The sequence below is a fragment of the Sphingomonas cavernae genome (assembly GCF_003590775.1).
Classification (GTDB): Bacteria; Pseudomonadota; Alphaproteobacteria; order Sphingomonadales; family Sphingomonadaceae; genus Sphingobium_A; species Sphingobium_A cavernae.
The window spans coordinates 913,651-930,521 of record NZ_QYUM01000003.1; the positions used below are offsets into that span (position 1 = coordinate 913,651).

Sequence of the window (16,871 nt, forward strand, 5' to 3'; positions counted from 1 at the left end):
GCACCATGGATTTCCCGCCTGTTCGGACAAACCTTTCGCGCAGATGAACGCGCCCGGTGACTGAGGTGGTTGTGCGGGTAATTCGACCGAATCGTGCGGCGGACCGATGCAAACTGCGCCGCACGAACGAGCGCTCATGCAGGCAAGATTGAGAATCCGTTTCTCACCCCATCCGAAGCATTCGTCTGGCGCCGCCTTCGAGTCGGCTTTCGGTGAGCCCTGGACCAGTCTTGAATGACCGGTTGAACCCGCCCGCGCAAAGCCGCCGTTCGCCCCTGCACCCGCTCAAAGCCCCCGCACCCGCGGTCTGCGGGCGGCTTGCAGCTTTTCCTCGGCTTCGGCCAGCCATCGCTCGGTCGTCCGTCGCCGCGCATCGGCCTCTGCTGCCGCATCGCGGTCAGCACGCTCGATCGCCTGACGGCTGGCGGTGCAGTTGCGGCGCCATTGGCGGTCATAGGCGGCCATAGCGCGGGTGGCGCGCGTGTCGCGTTCGCGCCCCAGCGCGGTGAAGACGCGCAACTGCTTGCCAAGCGCGAGTTCGCGGCGGACGCCGACGAGCTGGCCGCCACGGATGACGCCGACCAGATCGCCATTGAGCGACCGGTCGAGCAGCTCGGCCTTACGATCGCGCACTGCTTCCTCCTGCGCGCGTGCCCAGGCATCGTCGAAGCTGTCGGCGCCGAGTTTGAGTCGAAGCTGATAGGCGCTGCGCGCGCTCATCCCCACGGCGCGCGCGGCATCGGCGACCACGCCATAATGCGCGAGCGCGACGATGAAGGCGCGCTGGCGATCGGCATTCCAGCCGCTTCGCCGGCGACGCTCCATCGGCACGGGATCGAAGGCGAGGAGATCGGCGAGGCCGTCATCCTCATCAATTGCGGTCGGACTGGTCGGCATCCACCAGCTTATCGCCGATCGGGGCGGCTGTAGGACAGCGGGATTTTCGGTGGGCTCCGGGGCTGAGCCCAACCTTGAGGCGTGGCGGCGCTCGCGATCGAGGGGGTTCGCTGTCAGTCAGTGCTCCGGGCTTGACCCGGAGCCCATGCCTGAAGCGGCGCTACCCCCGACGACATGGACTCCTGCTTTCGCAGGAGCACTGAGGCATGATGGCTTCGCGCGGAACCCGGTTGGCTTTCAGCGCGGAACCTGCTGGCTGATGCAGTGGAAGCTGCCGCCGCCGAACAGGATATGGTCGGCGCGTAGCCCAACGGCTTTGCGATCGGGGAAGAACGCCTGGATCGCGGCAACTGCTGCATCGTCGTTGGCGGTGCCATAAACGGGTACGACGACCACGGCATTGCCGATGTAGAAGTTCATGTAGCTCGCCGGGATCACCTCGCCGTTACGGATGACGCGGCCGGGGGAGGGGATGGGGACGACCTCGACACCCATCGCTTCGGCGCGTGCCTTCGCATCGGCATAGATGGCGGCATTGGGATCGTCCTCGCCCTCCGCGACGGGGAGCGCGAGGCGATTGGGACCGACGAAGCGCGCGAGATTGTCGACATGGCCGTCGGTATGATCGTTGAGCAGGCCGTCGCCGAGCCAGAGCACGCGATCGAAGCCGAGATCGCCCTTGAGACGCGCCTCGATCTCGTCGCGCGTCAGATCGGGATTGCGGTTGGGATTGAGCACGCACTGTTCGGTGGTGACGACAAGCCCCGTGCCACCGGCGTCGATCGCGCCGCCCTCGAAGATCCAGTCGCAGCGCGTGACGGGGAGGGAGATGGTGTCCGCGAGGATGCCGCCGATCTCGCGATCGCCGGGCAGGTCGTATTTGCCGCCCCAGCCATTGTTATCGAAATGACGCGCCTGCCGGTCCGCGCCGGTGGCGACGATGATCGGGCCGGTGTCGCGCAGCCAGATATCGCCGAACACATGCTGTTCGACGATCACGCCGGGCGCTGCGAGTGCGCGCGCGGCTTCGGCGGACTGCACGTCGGCCGCGATCAGGTGGACCGCTTCGCCCGCGCCATCGGCATGGACGGCGTTGGCGAAGGCCGCGACCTCGCGGCGCGCGAGGTCGAGAACGCCGGGCCATTCGGGCTCATGGCTGGGAAAGCCGATCCAGACGCGCTCGTGCGGCGCCCATTCGGGAAGCATCGTTAGAGTCATCAGAATTTACCGCTCGTCCTGAGTAGCCGTTGAGCTTGCCGAGACGGGGTATCGAAGAACCGGCACAGTGCGTCCTTCGATACGGGCTCTCGGCTGCGCTCGATCCCTACTCAGGATGAGCGGGATTGGGAATGGCTGACGGTCTTGGAGCCAAATCAACTTCGCGCCTTCGCGCCTTCGCGTGAGCCAGTGAATGTGTCACGCGAAGACGCGCAGAGGGCTACTTCCCCGCGCGGCTCTTGTCGCGGGTCGCGCGGAATTCGTCGCCCTCGTTCCAGTTGGGCCAGGCGCTCGAATTCGCGAGTTCACGGCCGAGCGCGTAGTAGAGCTGGAGGTCCTGCACCGCGCCGTCCCAGTTCCAGTTGGGATCATATTCGTCCGACGCCTGATGATAATGCTTGTCGGTGTATTCGGCAGCGATCTTCTTGCCGCGCGCGACGCCACCGTCGACCTGATCGTCGCCGCTGCCCGCGTTGAACATCGGCACGCCGAGCTTCGCCATGCTGAAATGGTCCGAGCGGTAGTAAAAGCCCTTTTCGGGCGTGGATTCGGGCGAGATGTAGCGCCCCTGCGCCTTCACCGCCTTTTCGAGGATCGGGTCGAGCTGCGATTTGCCGATGCCCACCGAGGTCACGTCCCTGGTGGGGCCGAGGATGTTGAGTCCGTCCATATTGACGCCGCTGACCGTGTTGGCGAGCGGATAGATCGGGTTCTCGGCGTAGTATTTGGAACCGAGCAGCCCCGATTCCTCGGCGGTGACCGCGAGGAAGACGAGCGAGCGGTCGGCGGCACCCGCCTTGACGTGCGCCTCGGCCATCGCGATCAGCCCCGCGGTGCCCGTGGCATTGTCGAGCGCGCCGTTGCAGATGTCGTCGCCGGTCTCGTCGGGCATGCAGCGGCCGAGATGATCCCAATGCGCGGTGTAGAGGAAGGTCTCGTCGGGACGCTTCGTGCCCGGAAGGATACCGATCACGTTCTTCGACTTGCTGCGCTTGATGGCGTTGTCGAAGCTGACCGAGGCTTTCACGCCCAGCGGAACAGCCTTGAAGCCGGGCTGTTTCGCCGCGGCTGCGAGCGCCGCAAAGTCCTTGCCCGCCGAGGCGAAGAGCGCTTCGGCCGCGGGCTTCTGGATCCAGCCGACCGCCTGGCTCTGGTCCATATGGTTGTTCACGTCGTCCGCGCCGAGTTGCGGGCCGGTCCAGCTCGAATCCACGGTCTTCCACCCGTAAGCCGCCGGCTCGGTGTCGTGCACGATGATCGCGGCCGCGGCGCCCTGACGCGCGGCTTCCTCGTACTTGTAGGTCCAGCGGCCATAATAGGTCATCGCGCGGCCGTTGAAGGTGCCGCCGACATCGGGCTTCTGCCAGTCGGGATCGTTGATGAGGATGACGACGGTCTTCCCCTTCACGTCGACGCCGGTATAGTCGTTCCAGCCGCGCTCGGGCGCGTTGACGCCATAGCCGACGAAGACGACCTCGCTGTCCTTGACCGCGATATTGGGCAAGACGCGGTAGGTGCCGATCACCATGTCCTTGTGGAGCGCGAAGGCGAGCGGGGTCTTGCCGCCCGAAATCGTCAGCGGCGTGACGTTGCTGTTGGTGATCTCGACCAGCGGGACATCCTGGAACCAGCTTCCCTTGTTGCCGGGCTTGAGGCCGGCCTTCTGAAAGCGTTCGGCGATCAGCGCGACGGTCTTTTCCTCGGCGGGCGTGGTCGGCGCGCGGCCCTCGAAGGCGTCCGATGAGAGCGTCTCGGTGACGGACTTGAGAGTCTCGAGCGAGATCGCTCCCGGCTGCGCGTGGGCGCTGGCGGCGGCAAGGGCGAGCGGGGCGGCCGCAAGCAACAGAATTGAACGCATCGGCGATGTCCTCGGAAAATGCTTTGGTTGCGGACTTCATGGCAGCGCCGCGAAGCGCATGCAACGCCGCGCCGACCAATTCGCTATTGCGCGCGACCAATGTTCGCGGCAGCATCGTCAATGTACTGAATTCTGGGGGGAATAGAATGCATCGTTTTGTTGCCGCGTTGTTTGCGGCCACCATGCTCGTGCCTGTCGCGCAGGCGCAGGAAGGCGACGCAGCCGCCCTGTTTGGGGCTCGCGAATATGTCGAAGATGTCAGCCTGTCACCCGACGGCCGTCGCATTGCATTCATCGTGCCCGCCCCTGGGCGTGGATCAACGCTCTACACCGCCGAGGTCGCGGCTGGCGCTGCTTCGGTCCAGGCAGCCTATTCGGACGGCGATCCCGAACGTCTGCGCGACTGCGGCTGGGTGTCGAACACGCGGCTCGTGTGTCAGGTGAGAGGGATGACCGATCAGGGTGGAGTGAAGATCGGCTTTTCACGGCTGATCGGTGTGGATGCCGACGGCAAGAATATGAAGCTGGTGAGCGCACGGACGGGATCGCGTGCGCTGCGCATGAACCAGTATGGCGGGGACGTGCTCGACTGGTTGCCGGGCGAAGACGGCGCGATCCTGCGTACGCGCGACTTTGTGCCCGAATTTTCGACCGATACGCGCCTTGCGCAGAAGGAAAACGGTTTGGGCGTGGAGCGCGTCGACACGCTGAGTCTGTCGAGCAAGCGCATCGAATCGCCGAAGACCGACGCGGTCGAATATATCTCCGATGGCTATGGCCGGATCCGCATGATGGGCAGTCTTCCGAAGAGCGACATGACGGGCTATTCGCAACAGACGCTCAAATATTTCTATCGCCCCAAGGACGGCGATGGCTGGCGCGAGTTCGGCAAGCTCGATCTGGTGACCAACGCGGGCTTCAATCCGATGGCGGTCGATCGCGATCTCGACGCGGTCTATGGCTTTCGCGGCAAGGACGGTCGTCAGGCGCTGTACCGCATCGCGCTCGACGGCACGATGAAGGAGGAGCTGGTCTATGCGCATCCCGAGGTGGACGTCGACGGACTGGTACGCATCGGACGCCAGCATCGCGTCGTCGGGGCAACCTTCGCGACCGACAAGCGGCAGACCGTCTTCTTCGATCCCGCGCTGAAATCGCTCGGCGCGGCGCTTTCCAAGGCGCTGCCGGGGCTGCCTTTGGTGACCTTCATCGATTCGAGCCTCGACGAAAGCCGGCTGCTGCTTCGGGCAGGGAGCGACACCGACCCGGGGCGTTATTATGTGTTCGACAAGAAGGCCAAGAGCCTGAACGAGGTACTGCTGTCGCGGCCGCAACTCGAGAATGTGAAGCTGGCGCCCGTGAAGCCAGTGAGCTTCAAGGCGGCGGACGGCACGATGATTCCGGGCTATCTGACGTTGCCCGCAGCAAGCAACGGCAAGAACCTCCCGACCATCGTGATGCCGCATGGCGGCCCCGGATCGCGCGACGAATGGGGCTTTGACTGGCTCGCGCAATATTACGCCAATCGCGGCTACGCCGTCCTCCAGCCCAATTTCAGGGGATCAGCCGGCTATGGCGACCAGTGGTTCCAGAAGAACGGTTTTCAATCGTGGCGGACCGCGATCGGCGACGTGAACGATGGCGGGCGCTGGCTGGTCGCGGAAGGGATCGCCGATCCGTCGAAGCTGGCGATCGTCGGCTGGTCCTATGGTGGCTATGCCGCGCTCCAGTCGGCGGTGCTCGATCCAGACCTGTTCAAGGCGATCATCGCGATCGCGCCTGTCACCGATCTGGAAAGGCTGCGCCAGGAATCGCGCAACTACACGAACTTCCGCCTGGTCGACGCCTTTATCGGGGCCGGGCCTCATGTGCGCGAAGGTTCGCCCGCGCAGAATGCCGACAAGATCAAGGCGCCCGTGCTGATGTTCCACGGCGATCTCGACGCCAATGTCGATGTCGCAGAGTCCCGGTTGATGGCCGAGAAGCTGACAGCGGCGGGCAAGAAGCACGAACTGGTCGTCTATCCCAAGCTCGAGCACTCGCTGGTGGATTCGAAGGTACGAACGGAAATGCTCAGCAAGAGCGACGCGTTCCTGCGGACGTCTCTCGGCATCAAGTGAACGAAAAAGGGGTGGCCGTTTCCGGCCGCCCCCATTACCTGCCCAATCGAAAACCGATCAGCGCGAGTAGAACTCGACGACCAGATTGGGTTCCATCTTCACCGGATAGGGCACTTCGTCGAGCGAAGGCACGCGGGTGAAGGTGACCTTGGCAGCGCCATCGACCGCGACATAGTCGGGGATGTCACGCTCGGCGAGGCTCTGCGCTTCCATGACCAGCGCCATTTCCTGCGCCTTCTTGCCCAGCGTGATCTCGTCGCCCGGCTTCACCAGACGCGACGCGATGTTGCACTTCACGCCGTTCACATAGATGTGGCCGTGCGAAACGAGCTGGCGCGCCGAGAAGATCGTCGGCGCGAACTTGGCGCGGTAAACGAGCGCGTCGAGGCGACGCTCGAGCAGGCCGATCAGGTTCTGGCCGGTGTCGCCCTTCATGCGGGCGGCCTCGAAATAGGCCTTTTTGAACTGCTTCTCGGTGACTTCGCCGTAATAGCCCTTGAGCTTCTGCTTCGCGCGGAGCTGGATGCCGAAGTCCGACATCTTGCCCTTGCGGCGCTGGCCGTGCTGGCCGGGGCCGTATTCGCGGCGGTTGACGGGGCTCTTGGGGCGACCCCAGATGTTCTCGCCCATGCGGCGATCGAGCTTGTACTTGGCGCTGTTGCGCTTCGACATGTCAGTTCCTTCAATTGCTACAACGTGATCCGTCCGCAAGGGACGGGGTTAGTCCCGGTACCGCTCTGCTGGTGATCGATGATCGAGGCAGGGCCGCCGCTTCACCGGGGTGCGGGGCCAATTGCGAAGGGCGCGCTAATACGCGCGCTGACGTGAAAGTCAAGTCTCGTGGCCCTGTCAGAGCACGCCGCTGCGGCCTTACTGGGTCATGCGCTGAACGTTGCGAAGGTCGTTCGCATTGCGCTGGTCTTCCGTCGCCCATTCCTCAGCCGTCTTGCAGATTTTCTTCTTGGCGAGGCGCGTACCTGTCGCCTGCTTGTTGGCGCGGCAGATCTTTTCAGCCTTCGGCTCCTTGGCTTCGTCGGACGACGCGAAGGCCGGCGTCAGGACCAGGGCGGACGCAACACAAGCAACGAACAAACGCATGGCAATTGCCCTTTCATACGAACTCAAGATGCCGCTGGAGAACATAATTCCTCACAAATGTATATGGTGATATTGCGTGCTCGACGTGGCAGTTTTGCGCCGCTAGATCGCCGCCATGATCGAAAAACGCAAAGCAGCCGAAGCGTGCGAGACGATGATGGAGGTTCGCGCCGGCGTCGATTCCATCGACCGTGAACTGTCCAGGCTCCTGGGGGAGCGCTTCCGCTTCATGGAGGCGGCGGCGCGGATCAAGCCCGAGCGGAACATGGTGCGTGACGAGGCGCGCAAGGCGGAGGTGATCGCCAATGCGCGCGCAAATGCAGCGATCAACGGTTTTCCAGCCGAGGTTGCGGGTGATCTCTGGGAAGTGCTCGTCGAGGCGTCGATCGCCTATGAGCTCGACGTCTTCGATCAGCGCTGACGCGGATTGGCGAGGCTGGAGAGCACGCCGCGCAACGTCCGCACCTCCATGCTGTTCCAGCCCGGCTTGGTGAGCAGCGTGCGCAGCGTGCGCCGCGTGGAAGGCGCGCGATCGGGCGGGAAGAAATAGCCGGCCTTATCCAGCATCGTGTCGAGCTGTCCGATCATGCCGTCAAGCTCCTCCTGCGGCGCGGGCGGATCAATCTCGACCGAGGGTGGCGAGGCTAGGGCTACCCCCCCCTCGGCTTCGCTCGGGGCATGCTTTGACCATTCATAGGCGACGAGGATCACCGCCTGGGCGAGGTTGAGCGAACCGAATTCGGGATTGATCGGGACGGTCAGGATCTTGCGTGCGACCGCGACATCGTCGGTTTCGAGGCCGGAGCGTTCGGGGCCGAAGAGGATCGCCGATTTGCCGGGTGCGGCGCGCATTTCCTGCGCCGCCTCTTCGGGCGTGACCACGGGCTTGGTGACACCGCGCTTGCGGACGGTGGTCGCGTAGATGTGCTGGCAGTCGGCGACAGCTTCGGCGACGCTATCGAAGACCTGTGCGCGTTCGAGCACGATATCGGCGCCCGAAGCGGCGGGGCCCGCCGAAGGGTTGGGCCAGCCATCACGCGGGGCGACGAGCCGCATCTCGGTCAGCCCGAAATTGAGCATCGCGCGCGCGGCCTTGCCGATGTTTTCGCCGAGCTGTGGACGGACGAGCACGATGGCGGGGGCCCTTCGAGACGGCACTTCGGCTTCGCTCAGTGCCTCCTCAGGATGAGCGGACATGACGGTATCCTTTTGCATCCGCTCATCCTGAGGAGAGGCTGAGCTTGGCGAAGCCTCGTCTCGAAGGATTGTTCCGCGGCGGGAAAGTGCACGAACCGCATCCCAATCGCCCCGAATAAGTGCTTCCTTCTTGGCGCGCGACCAGCCCTTTAACTGCTGCTCTACGGCAAAGGCTTGATCGCGATCAGGAAAATTCTCGGCCCACACCAGTTCGAGGGGGCGGCGGGTGTGCGTGTAACCGGGAATCTCGCCGTGTTGATGCTGGGCAACGCGTGCGTCCAGATCATCGGTGTGGCCGATATAATAACTGCCATCGGCGCAGCGGAGCATATAGGTGAAGAAGCTCACCGCATGCCCTCTGGCTGCGGTCCTTCGAGACGGGCCTTCGCCATGCTCAGTCCCTCCTCAGGATGAGCGGGCGGGGCGAGGCGGCAGCGCCGGATCACTTGTCCCCCATTTCCTTCACCGACCCTGCGAACTCCTCGAAATCCCTGGCTTCGGTGAAATCCTTGTAGACCGAAGCGAAGCGGATATAGGCGACGCTGTCGAGCGCCTTCAGGCCGTCCATCACCATGCCACCAAGCTGGGCGGCGGTCACTTCGCTCTCGCCGCTCGTTTCGACCTGGCGCTGGATAGCGGAGACGAGCTTGTCGATGCGCGCCTGATCGATAGCGCGCTTGCGGCACGCGATCGCGATCGAGCGTTCGAGCTTTTCGCGTTCGAATGGCTCGCGGCCGCCTTCGCTCTTCACGACGGTCAGTTCGCGGAGCTGGATGCGCTCGAAGGTGGTGAAACGCGCGCCGCAACCCTCGCACTGGCGCCGCCGGCGGATCGCCGCCCCGTCTTCGGTGGGGCGGCTATCCTTTACCTGGCTGTCGTCATGACCGCAGAACGGGCACTTCAAGGATCAGGCCCCCGGATAGATCGGGAAGCGATTGCACAGCGCGCGGACGCGGGCCTTCACATCGGCCTCGACCGCTGCGTCGCCCTGCTCGCCCTTGGCCTTCAGCCCGTCGAGCACGTCGGCGATCATGTTGCCGATTTCGCGGAACTCGGCGACGCCGAAGCCGCGCGTCGTGCCCGCGGGGCTGCCGACGCGGATGCCGCTGGTCTTGGTCGGTGGCAGCGGATCGAAGGGGATGCCGTTCTTGTTGCAGGTGATCGCCGAACGCTCGAGCGCCTCGTCGGCGTCCTTGCCCGTCACGCCCAGCGGGCGAAGGTCGACGAGCGCGAGGTGCGTGTCGGTGCCGCCCGAGACGAGATCCGCACCACGCTCCTTGAGCGTCGCGGCGAGCGTCTTGGCGTTCTCGACCACTGCCTTGGCGTAGCTCTTGAACTCGGGCTGGAGCGCTTCGCCGAACGCGACCGCCTTTGCGGCGATCACATGCATCAGCGGGCCGCCCTGGAGGCCGGGGAAGACCGCCGAGTTGATCTTCTTCGCGATCGCTTCGTCATTGGTCATGATCATGCCGCCGCGCGGTCCACGCAGCGTCTTGTGCGTCGTAGTGGTGACGACATGCGCGTGATCGAAGGGGGTGGGGTGGACGCCGCCCGCGACGAGCCCCGCAAAGTGCGCCATGTCTACCATGAAGATCGCGCCGACTTCATCAGCGATCGCGCGGAAGCGTGCGAAATCGATATGACGCGGATAGGCCGAGCCGCCCGCGATGATCAGCGTGGGCTTGTGTTCCCTGGCGAGCTTTTCGACCTGATCGAAGTCGATCAGATGATCTTCCTGGCGTACGCCGTACTGCACCGCGTTGTACCATTTGCCCGACAGCGCGGGGCGCGCGCCGTGCGTCAGGTGACCGCCCGCGTCGAGGCTGAGGCCCATGATCGTGTCGCCGGGCTTGGTCAGCGCCAGCATCACCGCGCCGTTCGCCTGCGCGCCCGAGTGCGGCTGAACGTTGGCGAAATCGCAGTTGAAAAGCTTCTTCGCGCGGTCGATCGCGAGCGTTTCGACCTCGTCCGAAGGTGCGCAGCCCTGATAGTAGCGCTTGCCCGGATAGCCCTCGGCATATTTGTTGGTGAAGACCGAGCCCTGCGCCTCGAGCACCGCGCGCGAGACGATGTTCTCGGAGGCGATCAGTTCGATCTGGTGCTGCTCGCGGTCGAGTTCGTGCGCTACGCCCGCGAACACCGCGGGGTCGGCATCGGCGAGGCCGCGGGTGAAGAAGCCGGTGGGCTGGACGTCGCTCAGATTGGCGGGATTGGTGCTCATGCGGACTCCTTCTCGAAGCGGGGATGGGAGAGCTTATCGACGCGGCGGGCATGGCGATCGCCGCCAAACTCGGTGGTGAGAAACACCGCAAGGCAATCCTTGGCGATGTCGACTCCGATCAGCCGTGCACCCATCGCGATCACGTTCGCGTCATTATGCTCGCGTGCGAGCCGCGCGGAAAGATGATCCGAGACGAGCGCGCATCGCGCGGCGGGGTGGCGGTTGACCGCGATCGAAATGCCGATGCCCGATCCGCAGAGCACGATGCCGCGATCGGCCTCGCTCTCGGCGATCGCGTGCGCGAGCTTGTAGCCATAGTCGGGATAATCGACGCTCTCGATGCCGTCGGGGCCGAGGTCGGTCACCTCATGGCCCTGTTCGCGCGCCCAGTCTGCAAGCGTCGCCTTCAGGTCGACAGCGGCGTGATCGGAAGCGATGGCGATGCGCATGGCTGCGCTCCTGAATGCTGAGGATGAATCGAATGCGCGCTCTCTAGGCGAGCCGCGCACGAAACGCCACCCAATATGGGCATGGACAGGGGCGGGTCCAATAGGGCTATATCGCGGCCTCGCACCGCCAAGTTGAGGATGATCCCATGCGCCATAGCCTTTTTCTGATCGCTGCCGCGGGGCTGCTCGCCGCCTGCGGAGAAAAGACGGCCGACAACGCCGCCGGCACCAACGAGGCGCTCGGCAATATCGAGGAAGTGCCCGCGAACGAGGAGCCCGTCGACGCCAACGCCGTCGACATGGGCGCCGCGGATACCAGCGTCACCGATGGCTGGGTCGGCAAATGGGTCGGTGTGGAGGGGCTCGCGCTCGATGTCGCCAAGGCGGATGCGCCGGGAAGCTATACCCTGAAGGTGACACTGCTTGACGGCACGAGCACCTATACGGGTGCCGGGGCGGGCGAAGTGATCCGCTTTACGCGTGACGGCAAGGAGGCGACGCTTCGCCGCGCGACCGGCGACGAGACCGGGCTTAAATATCTGGCGGGCAAGAAGGATTGCCTGATGATCCAGCCCTCCGAGGGTTTCTGCCGCGACTGATCGCGCAATCAGGAGGGATGCCCCCTGCCGAATGGCGGGTGCGCCAACGCGGCGGCGATCTCTATAGTCGCATCTTGCGCGACCGGGCGCTTTGGCGTTCGATTTTCACGCGACCAGTCGCTACACGCGCTGAAAATTACCAGAGGATACAGGCTTGATGACTTCCTATGACGTGCTCATCGTTGGTGCCGGTCACGGCGGGGCGCAGGTGGCGGTGGCGCTGCGTCAGCACGGCTTCGAGGGCACGGTCGCGATCGTCGGCGACGAGCCTGAAATCCCCTATGAGCGCCCGCCGCTCTCCAAAGACTATCTCGCGGGCGAGAAGGCTTTCGAGCGCATCCTGATCCGCCCTGCGACATTCTGGAGCGAGCGCAAGGTTGACATGCTGACGGGCAAGCGCGTTGCCGAGGTTGATCCCGCAGCCAGGACCGTGACGCTCGCGGGCGGCGAATCGATCGGCTATGGCAAACTTGTCTGGGCGACCGGCGGCAGCCCGCGGATGCTCGCGTGCGAGGGCACCGATCTCAAAGGGATCCACGTCGTCCGCACCAAGGCCGATGCCGATGCCATGATTGCTGCGCTCGACAGCACGACCGACGTCGTGGTCGTCGGCGGCGGCTATATCGGGCTCGAGGCCGCGGCGGTGCTCGCCAAGTTGGGCAAGAGAGTGACCGTGCTCGAAGCGCTACCGCGCGTGCTGGCGCGCGTCGCGGGCGAGCCGTTGTCGCGCTTCTACGAGGCCGAGCACCGCGCGCATGGCGTCGAAGTGCGCCTCGACGCGAGCATGGCGGGCTTCGAGGGCGAAGGCGGTGAAGTGTCCGGCGTGCGGATGGAGGATGGCGAGGTGATCCCCGCGCAGATGGTGATCGTCGGCATCGGCATCATTCCCGCCGTCGGTCCGCTGCTCGCCGCGGGGGCCGCGGGGGGTAATGGCGTCGACGTCGATCCCTTTTGCCAGACGTCGCTCCCCGACATCTATGCGATCGGAGATTGCGCCGCGCATGTGAACGATTTCTGTGACGGCGAGCGCATCCGGCTGGAATCGGTGCAGAACGCAAATGATCAGGCGAACACCGTCGCCAAGGCGATCCTCGGCGATCCGCAGCCCTATCACGCGGTGCCGTGGTTCTGGTCCAACCAGTACGACCTGCGCCTCCAGACCGTCGGGCTCTCGACGGGGCATGATGATGTCGTGCTGCGCGGCGATCCCGCGGCGCGGTCCTTCTCGGTGATCTACCTCAAAAAAGGCCGCGTGATCGCGCTCGACTGCGTCAACGCGACCAAGGACTATGTCCAGGGGCGCAAGCTCGTCACCGAACGCCTGTCGCCCGACAAGGCGAAACTTGCCGACGCGAGCGTACCGCTGAAAGAACTCGCCGCCTGAAGCGCGTGCCGCTACAAGAGCGGTGCTGCAAGGGAGCCGCGTTTGGACCATGCGACGCGCAAAGACGGCGCCGATGAGGCCCGTGCGCAACTGACCGCCGCGCTCGCGCGCGTGGCGGCGGAAGACCGCGCCGCGCTACGCGACGTGTACGACCGCACCTCGGCGAAACTCTTTGGCATCTGCCTTCGTATCTCGCAGGATCGGCAAGGGGCGGAGGATATATTGCAAGAGGTCTATGTCAGCGTATGGAAACGGGCGGGCAGCTTCGATCCGAAGCGCGCGAGCCCGATCACATGGCTGGCGACAATCGCGCGCAATCGCGCGATCGATTGGAAGCGTGCGCAGGGGCGACGGCAGGCCGAGCCCGTGGAGACCGCGCTGCAGCTTGCCGACGATCGCCCGCTCGCGCCCGAACTGCTGATCGCCGAGGAGGAGCGGCGGCGTCTCGCCGATTGCCTCGAAATGCTCGAGACGCGGCATGAACAGGCGATCCGCCGCGCCTTTTTCGACGGGCTGACTTATGCCGAGCTTGCCGAGCGCATGGATGTGCCGCTGGGTACGATGAAGAGCTGGATCCGCCGTGGTCTGATGCGGTTGAAGGACTGTCTCGACAATGGCTGAGCCCGAGATCCCTTCCACGCCCGACGAACTCGCCGCCGAGTTGGCGCTGGGCGTGCTCGAAGGCACCGAGCGTGTCGAGGCCGAGCGTCGGATGCTCGCCGATCCCGAATTCGCGCGCGCGGTAGAGGCGTGGGGTGAAAGGCTGGCGCCGATGGCGTTTGCGGTGCCGGCCGAGGCGCCTCCCGAAACGCTGTGGCCGCGAATCGATGCCGCTATCGGCCGGGCGGCGCGCGGCGGCGACGTCGTCGTTCAGATGCAACGGTGGCGCATGCTTGCAATCACGTCGAGCGCCATCGCGGCTTCGCTCGCCGCCTTCCTGGTGCTGGGTCCCGTAAGGGCGCCCGCGCCGGCGCCGCAGGGTCCAGCGATGATCGCGCAGCTTTCGCCTGAGGACGCGGGCGCGGTGCTGCTGGCGGCATGGCATCAGGACAAGCGCATGTTCCGCGTCACGCCCGCGACGATGGCGATGCCCGAGGATCATTCGCCTGAATTGTGGTTGATCCCCGCCGATGGCCGTCCGCGCTCGCTGGGCGTCATCAGGTCCACGGGGCAGACTGATATCGTCATCCGCGCCGAGATGATGCCGCTCGTGACGGGTGGCGCCACGCTCGCGATCACGATCGAACCCAAGGGCGGTTCGCCGACGGGCAAACCGACGGGGCCTGTCATAGCATCTGGAAAAATGTCGACGATTTAGAGCATCGTGAGTTAAATCAGACCCGCTCATCCTGAGGAGCCGTTGAGCTCGTCGAAGTGAGCAGGTGTGAACGTCCCCCGGACGTTCACAGCCGTGTCCGGGGGACACGGCGACCTGCCTCACCGTCTCGAAGGACGCATGGAGCCAGATCCTTCGAGACGGGTCCCTTCGACGCCGCCTGCTGCGTCGCTCAGGACATGCTTCGCCTTCGCTCAGCCCCTCCTCAGGATGAGCGGTGAGGCGATGCCGATTCAACGCACAATGCTCTAAAACTTCCGTGCATCCGCGATCCTCTTCGCTGCGTAGCTGCGGCGCGTCCCTGCCCAAGGGGCCACCGACAGGAAGAGGAACGACAAGATGCAGAAATCCCCGCTCAAGATGATTTCGGTCGCATTGGTCTCGATCGCGCTGGCCAGCGGCGCTGCGACTGCGCTTTATGCCGGCAATCCGATGGTCGGCGGCGCTGCGATGTATCCGACCAAGGACATCGTCGACAATGCGGTCAATTCGAAGGATCACACGACTCTCGTCGCCGCGGTCAAGGCGGCGGGGCTGGTCGACACGCTGAAAGGGGCGGGGCCGTTCACCGTCTTTGCGCCCACCAACGCCGCGTTCGACAAGCTACCTGCAGGCACAGTCGATACCCTGCTCAAACCCGAGAACAAGGCCATGCTCACCTCGGTGCTGACCTATCACGTCGTCCCCGGCCGCATGACCGCGGCCGATATCGAGGGCGCCGCCAGCAGCAACGGCGGCAAGGCGGAGCTGAAGACGGTCCAGGGCGAAAATTTGACCGCGTGGAAACAGGGTGGCGCCTGGTATCTGACCGACGCCAAGGGCGGCAAGGCGAAGATCACGATCGCCAATGTGATGCAGAGCAACGGCGTAATCCACGTCATCGACACCGTCGTGATGCCCTGACCAACGCCGAAGGTCCGCGCTCGCCAGGCCCTCCAGTCACGGTCGGCGCATGGACCCAGAGACTGATCGTTCGAGGAGGCAGCGCTACGCGCTTCCGCCGAAAGCGTGACTCAGGCTCTGTTGATATGGTTGCGACCTTGATCGTTTCAGGCTGATTCAGCCTGAAACGATCAAGGTCGGGGCCCGCCGCAATCCCGGTCGGCGGGCCCAACCGTCTTCGAAGCTACGTCGATCTGTCATACCCCGGTCATCGCCGGCCCATAGGGCGCTGCTCAGCCGGCGGCGCATGGGGCGCTCGCGGTTCGGGAGGGCCACATGGGCGCAGCCGCAATCAGCGCAGGTTCGGAAAATTCAAGGCAGGATCGCGTCCGCCAGGCGGTTCTGCGCGACATGAAGCTGAGCAAGCAGGGGCTTCTTGACCGCGCCTTCGCGCTCGCCTTTCGCCGACTCGTCTATGCGCAGATCTGGGAAGATCCCGTGGTCGACCTTGAGGCGCTGGCGATCACGCCCGACTGCCATGTCGTCACCATCGCGAGCGGCGGCTGCAACGTGCTGTCGTATCTGACCGCCAACCCCGCTGCGATCACCGCGGTCGACCTCAACACCGCGCACATCGCGCTCAACCGGCTGAAGCTGGCCGCGGCAGGGCACCTGCCCGGACACGATGCCTTCTACCGCTTTTTCGGCGAGGCCGACCGTGTCGAGAATATCGCGGCCTATCACGATCATGTCCGCCCGCATCTTGACGATACGTCGCGGCTCTACTGGGAAGCGCGCGACCTGACGGGGCGGCGCCGCATCACGGGCTTCGCCAAGGGCATCTACAAGCGCGGCCTGCTCGGCAATTTCATCGGCACCGCGCATCTGCTCGCGAAACTCTACCGCCTCGATCCGAGCGAACTGCTGGCAGCCGAAAGCCTCGAGGAACAGCGCGCGATCTTCGACGCGAAGTTCGCGCCGGTGTTCGACAAGAAGTTCGTGCGCTGGCTGACCGACCAGCCCGCTTCGCTCTTCGGACTGGGCATTCCGCCTGCGCAATATGAAGCGCTCGCGGGCGACGACCCCCAAGGCATGGCCGCGGTGCTGCGCCAGCGGCTGGAGAAGCTGGCCTGCGACTTTGACATTCGCCAGAACTATTTCGCCTGGCAGGCCTTTGGCCGCGGCTATGGCAAGGGCCCGGGCGCACCCGTGCCGCCCTATCTCGAGCGCGGCAACTATGAGGCCGTGGTGGAACGGATCGGCCGCGTCGAGATACGCCACGCCAATTTCGTCGAGTATCTGGCACAGAAGACGGGTGCGAGCCTTGATCGCTATGTGCTGCTCGACGCGCAGGACTGGATGAGCGACGCACAGCTCACGCATCTCTGGGCGGAAATCACGCGCACCGCGAAACCTGGCGCGCGTGTCGTCTTCCGGACTGCGGCTGAGCCAAGCCTGCTGCCTGGGCGCGTGCCTAGCGCCCTGTTCCATCGCTGGCATTATGAGGCCGAGAAGTCGGCCGACTATACACGGCGCGACCGCTCCTCGATCTATGGCGGGGTCCATCTCTACGTGCTGAAGCCGTGAGCGCGGTGGCAAGTGTCGATGCCGC

General features: G+C 64.7%; 17 protein-coding genes. 8 read left to right on the forward strand and 9 right to left on the reverse strand.

The features are described from left to right. Window positions 1-285 precede the first annotated feature (285 nt). From D3876_RS11990 to D3876_RS12000, 3 genes are all read right to left on the reverse strand, one after another. Entirely contained in the window at window positions 286-897 is a 612-nt protein-coding gene (locus D3876_RS11990; protein WP_119762466.1) for a hypothetical protein, read from the reverse strand. A gap of 237 nt (window positions 898-1,134) precedes the next feature. Continuing rightward, complete coding sequence (locus D3876_RS11995) at window positions 1,135-2,115, reverse strand: agmatine deiminase family protein (RefSeq protein ID WP_119762468.1); 981 nt, start codon at window positions 2,113-2,115, stop codon at window positions 1,135-1,137. A 220-nt stretch (window positions 2,116-2,335) separates the two neighbouring features. Further along, the gene (locus D3876_RS12000) at window positions 2,336-3,973 is read right to left on the reverse strand and encodes a M28 family metallopeptidase (RefSeq protein WP_119762470.1); all 1,638 of its coding nucleotides are present in this window, start codon (window positions 3,971-3,973) and stop codon (window positions 2,336-2,338) included. Between the two features lie 146 nt (window positions 3,974-4,119). On the opposite strand from D3876_RS12000, the gene D3876_RS12005 reads away from it, so the two are divergent. Beyond that, the gene (locus D3876_RS12005; RefSeq protein WP_119763783.1) at window positions 4,120-6,093 is read left to right on the forward strand and encodes an alpha/beta hydrolase family protein; all 1,974 of its coding nucleotides are present in this window, start codon (window positions 4,120-4,122) and stop codon (window positions 6,091-6,093) included. 57 nt (window positions 6,094-6,150) lie between these two features. Here the strand turns inward: D3876_RS12005 and rpsD are convergent, their stop codons facing one another. Beyond that, complete coding sequence (gene rpsD / locus D3876_RS12010; RefSeq protein ID WP_119762472.1) at window positions 6,151-6,765, reverse strand: 30S ribosomal protein S4; 615 nt, start codon at window positions 6,763-6,765, stop codon at window positions 6,151-6,153. Between the two features lie 198 nt (window positions 6,766-6,963). After that, entirely contained in the window at window positions 6,964-7,191 is a 228-nt protein-coding gene (locus D3876_RS12015) for a hypothetical protein (RefSeq protein ID WP_119762474.1), read from the reverse strand. Between the two features lie 115 nt (window positions 7,192-7,306). Here D3876_RS12015 and D3876_RS12020 point away from each other — a divergent pair, with 115 nt between their 5' ends. Then, window positions 7,307-7,612, forward strand: coding sequence for a chorismate mutase (locus D3876_RS12020; RefSeq protein ID WP_238475343.1), 306 nt, complete (start codon window positions 7,307-7,309; stop codon window positions 7,610-7,612). On the opposite strand, the gene D3876_RS12025 is transcribed toward D3876_RS12020, so the two are convergent. The 4 genes from D3876_RS12025 to rpiB form a co-directional block, all read right to left on the reverse strand. Next, complete coding sequence (locus tag D3876_RS12025; protein ID WP_119762476.1) at window positions 7,603-8,736, reverse strand: TrmH family RNA methyltransferase; 1,134 nt, start codon at window positions 8,734-8,736, stop codon at window positions 7,603-7,605. The two genes, D3876_RS12020 and D3876_RS12025, sit on opposite strands and share 10 nt — an antisense overlap. 94 nt (window positions 8,737-8,830) lie before the next feature. Next, complete coding sequence (gene nrdR / locus D3876_RS12030) at window positions 8,831-9,292, reverse strand: transcriptional regulator NrdR (protein WP_119762477.1); 462 nt, start codon at window positions 9,290-9,292, stop codon at window positions 8,831-8,833. 3 nt (window positions 9,293-9,295) lie between these two features. Then, complete coding sequence (gene glyA / locus D3876_RS12035) at window positions 9,296-10,609, reverse strand: serine hydroxymethyltransferase (RefSeq protein WP_119762479.1); 1,314 nt, start codon at window positions 10,607-10,609, stop codon at window positions 9,296-9,298. After that, entirely contained in the window at window positions 10,606-11,058 is a 453-nt protein-coding gene (gene rpiB, locus D3876_RS12040) for a ribose 5-phosphate isomerase B (RefSeq protein WP_119762481.1), read from the reverse strand. Before rpiB ends, glyA begins: the two co-directional genes overlap by 4 nt. 146 nt (window positions 11,059-11,204) lie before the next feature. On the opposite strand from rpiB, the gene D3876_RS12045 reads away from it, so the two are divergent. The 6 genes from D3876_RS12045 to D3876_RS12070 all read left to right on the forward strand — a co-directional run bounded on the left by D3876_RS12045 (window position 11,205) and on the right by D3876_RS12070 (window position 16,846). Further along, window positions 11,205-11,657, forward strand: a complete 453-nt coding sequence (locus tag D3876_RS12045; protein ID WP_119762483.1) for a hypothetical protein — start codon at window positions 11,205-11,207, stop codon at window positions 11,655-11,657. 157 nt (window positions 11,658-11,814) lie between these two features. Next, complete coding sequence (locus D3876_RS12050) at window positions 11,815-13,041, forward strand: NAD(P)/FAD-dependent oxidoreductase (RefSeq protein ID WP_119762485.1); 1,227 nt, start codon at window positions 11,815-11,817, stop codon at window positions 13,039-13,041. A gap of 42 nt (window positions 13,042-13,083) precedes the next feature. After that, entirely contained in the window at window positions 13,084-13,662 is a 579-nt protein-coding gene (locus tag D3876_RS12055) for a sigma-70 family RNA polymerase sigma factor (RefSeq protein WP_119762487.1), read from the forward strand. Continuing rightward, window positions 13,655-14,359: an anti-sigma factor gene (locus D3876_RS12060; RefSeq protein WP_119762489.1), complete on the forward strand. Its 705-nt coding sequence runs from the start codon at window positions 13,655-13,657 to the stop codon at window positions 14,357-14,359. The genes D3876_RS12055 and D3876_RS12060 overlap by 8 nt, the downstream gene beginning before the upstream one ends. Window positions 14,360-14,716: 357 nt before the next feature. Further along, a complete protein-coding gene (locus D3876_RS12065; RefSeq protein WP_182911997.1) occupies window positions 14,717-15,280 on the forward strand; it encodes a fasciclin domain-containing protein in 564 nt (187 codons plus the stop codon). 315 nt (window positions 15,281-15,595) lie between these two features. Further along, window positions 15,596-16,846, forward strand: coding sequence for a BtaA family protein (locus D3876_RS12070; RefSeq protein WP_119762491.1), 1,251 nt, complete (start codon window positions 15,596-15,598; stop codon window positions 16,844-16,846). Window positions 16,847-16,871 lie beyond the last annotated feature (25 nt).

Coding starts and splice junctions, on each gene's coding strand:
- D3876_RS11990 (WP_119762466.1), bottom strand. CDS start 897: ATGCCGACCAGTCCGACCGCAATTGATGAGGATGACGGCCTCGCCGAT.
- D3876_RS11995 (WP_119762468.1), bottom strand. CDS start 2,115: ATGACTCTAACGATGCTTCCCGAATGGGCGCCGCACGAGCGCGTCTGG.
- D3876_RS12000 (WP_119762470.1), bottom strand. CDS start 3,973: ATGCGTTCAATTCTGTTGCTTGCGGCCGCCCCGCTCGCCCTTGCCGCC.
- D3876_RS12005 (WP_119763783.1), top strand. CDS start 4,120: ATGCATCGTTTTGTTGCCGCGTTGTTTGCGGCCACCATGCTCGTGCCT.
- rpsD (WP_119762472.1), bottom strand. CDS start 6,765: ATGTCGAAGCGCAACAGCGCCAAGTACAAGCTCGATCGCCGCATGGGC.
- D3876_RS12015 (WP_119762474.1), bottom strand. CDS start 7,191: ATGCGTTTGTTCGTTGCTTGTGTTGCGTCCGCCCTGGTCCTGACGCCG.
- D3876_RS12020 (WP_238475343.1), top strand. CDS start 7,307: ATGATCGAAAAACGCAAAGCAGCCGAAGCGTGCGAGACGATGATGGAG.
- glyA (WP_119762479.1), bottom strand. CDS start 10,609: ATGAGCACCAATCCCGCCAATCTGAGCGACGTCCAGCCCACCGGCTTC.
- rpiB (WP_119762481.1), bottom strand. CDS start 11,058: ATGCGCATCGCCATCGCTTCCGATCACGCCGCTGTCGACCTGAAGGCG.
- D3876_RS12045 (WP_119762483.1), top strand. CDS start 11,205: ATGCGCCATAGCCTTTTTCTGATCGCTGCCGCGGGGCTGCTCGCCGCC.
- D3876_RS12050 (WP_119762485.1), top strand. CDS start 11,815: ATGACTTCCTATGACGTGCTCATCGTTGGTGCCGGTCACGGCGGGGCG.
- D3876_RS12060 (WP_119762489.1), top strand. CDS start 13,655: ATGGCTGAGCCCGAGATCCCTTCCACGCCCGACGAACTCGCCGCCGAG.
- D3876_RS12065 (WP_182911997.1), top strand. CDS start 14,717: ATGCAGAAATCCCCGCTCAAGATGATTTCGGTCGCATTGGTCTCGATC.
- D3876_RS12070 (WP_119762491.1), top strand. CDS start 15,596: ATGGGCGCAGCCGCAATCAGCGCAGGTTCGGAAAATTCAAGGCAGGAT.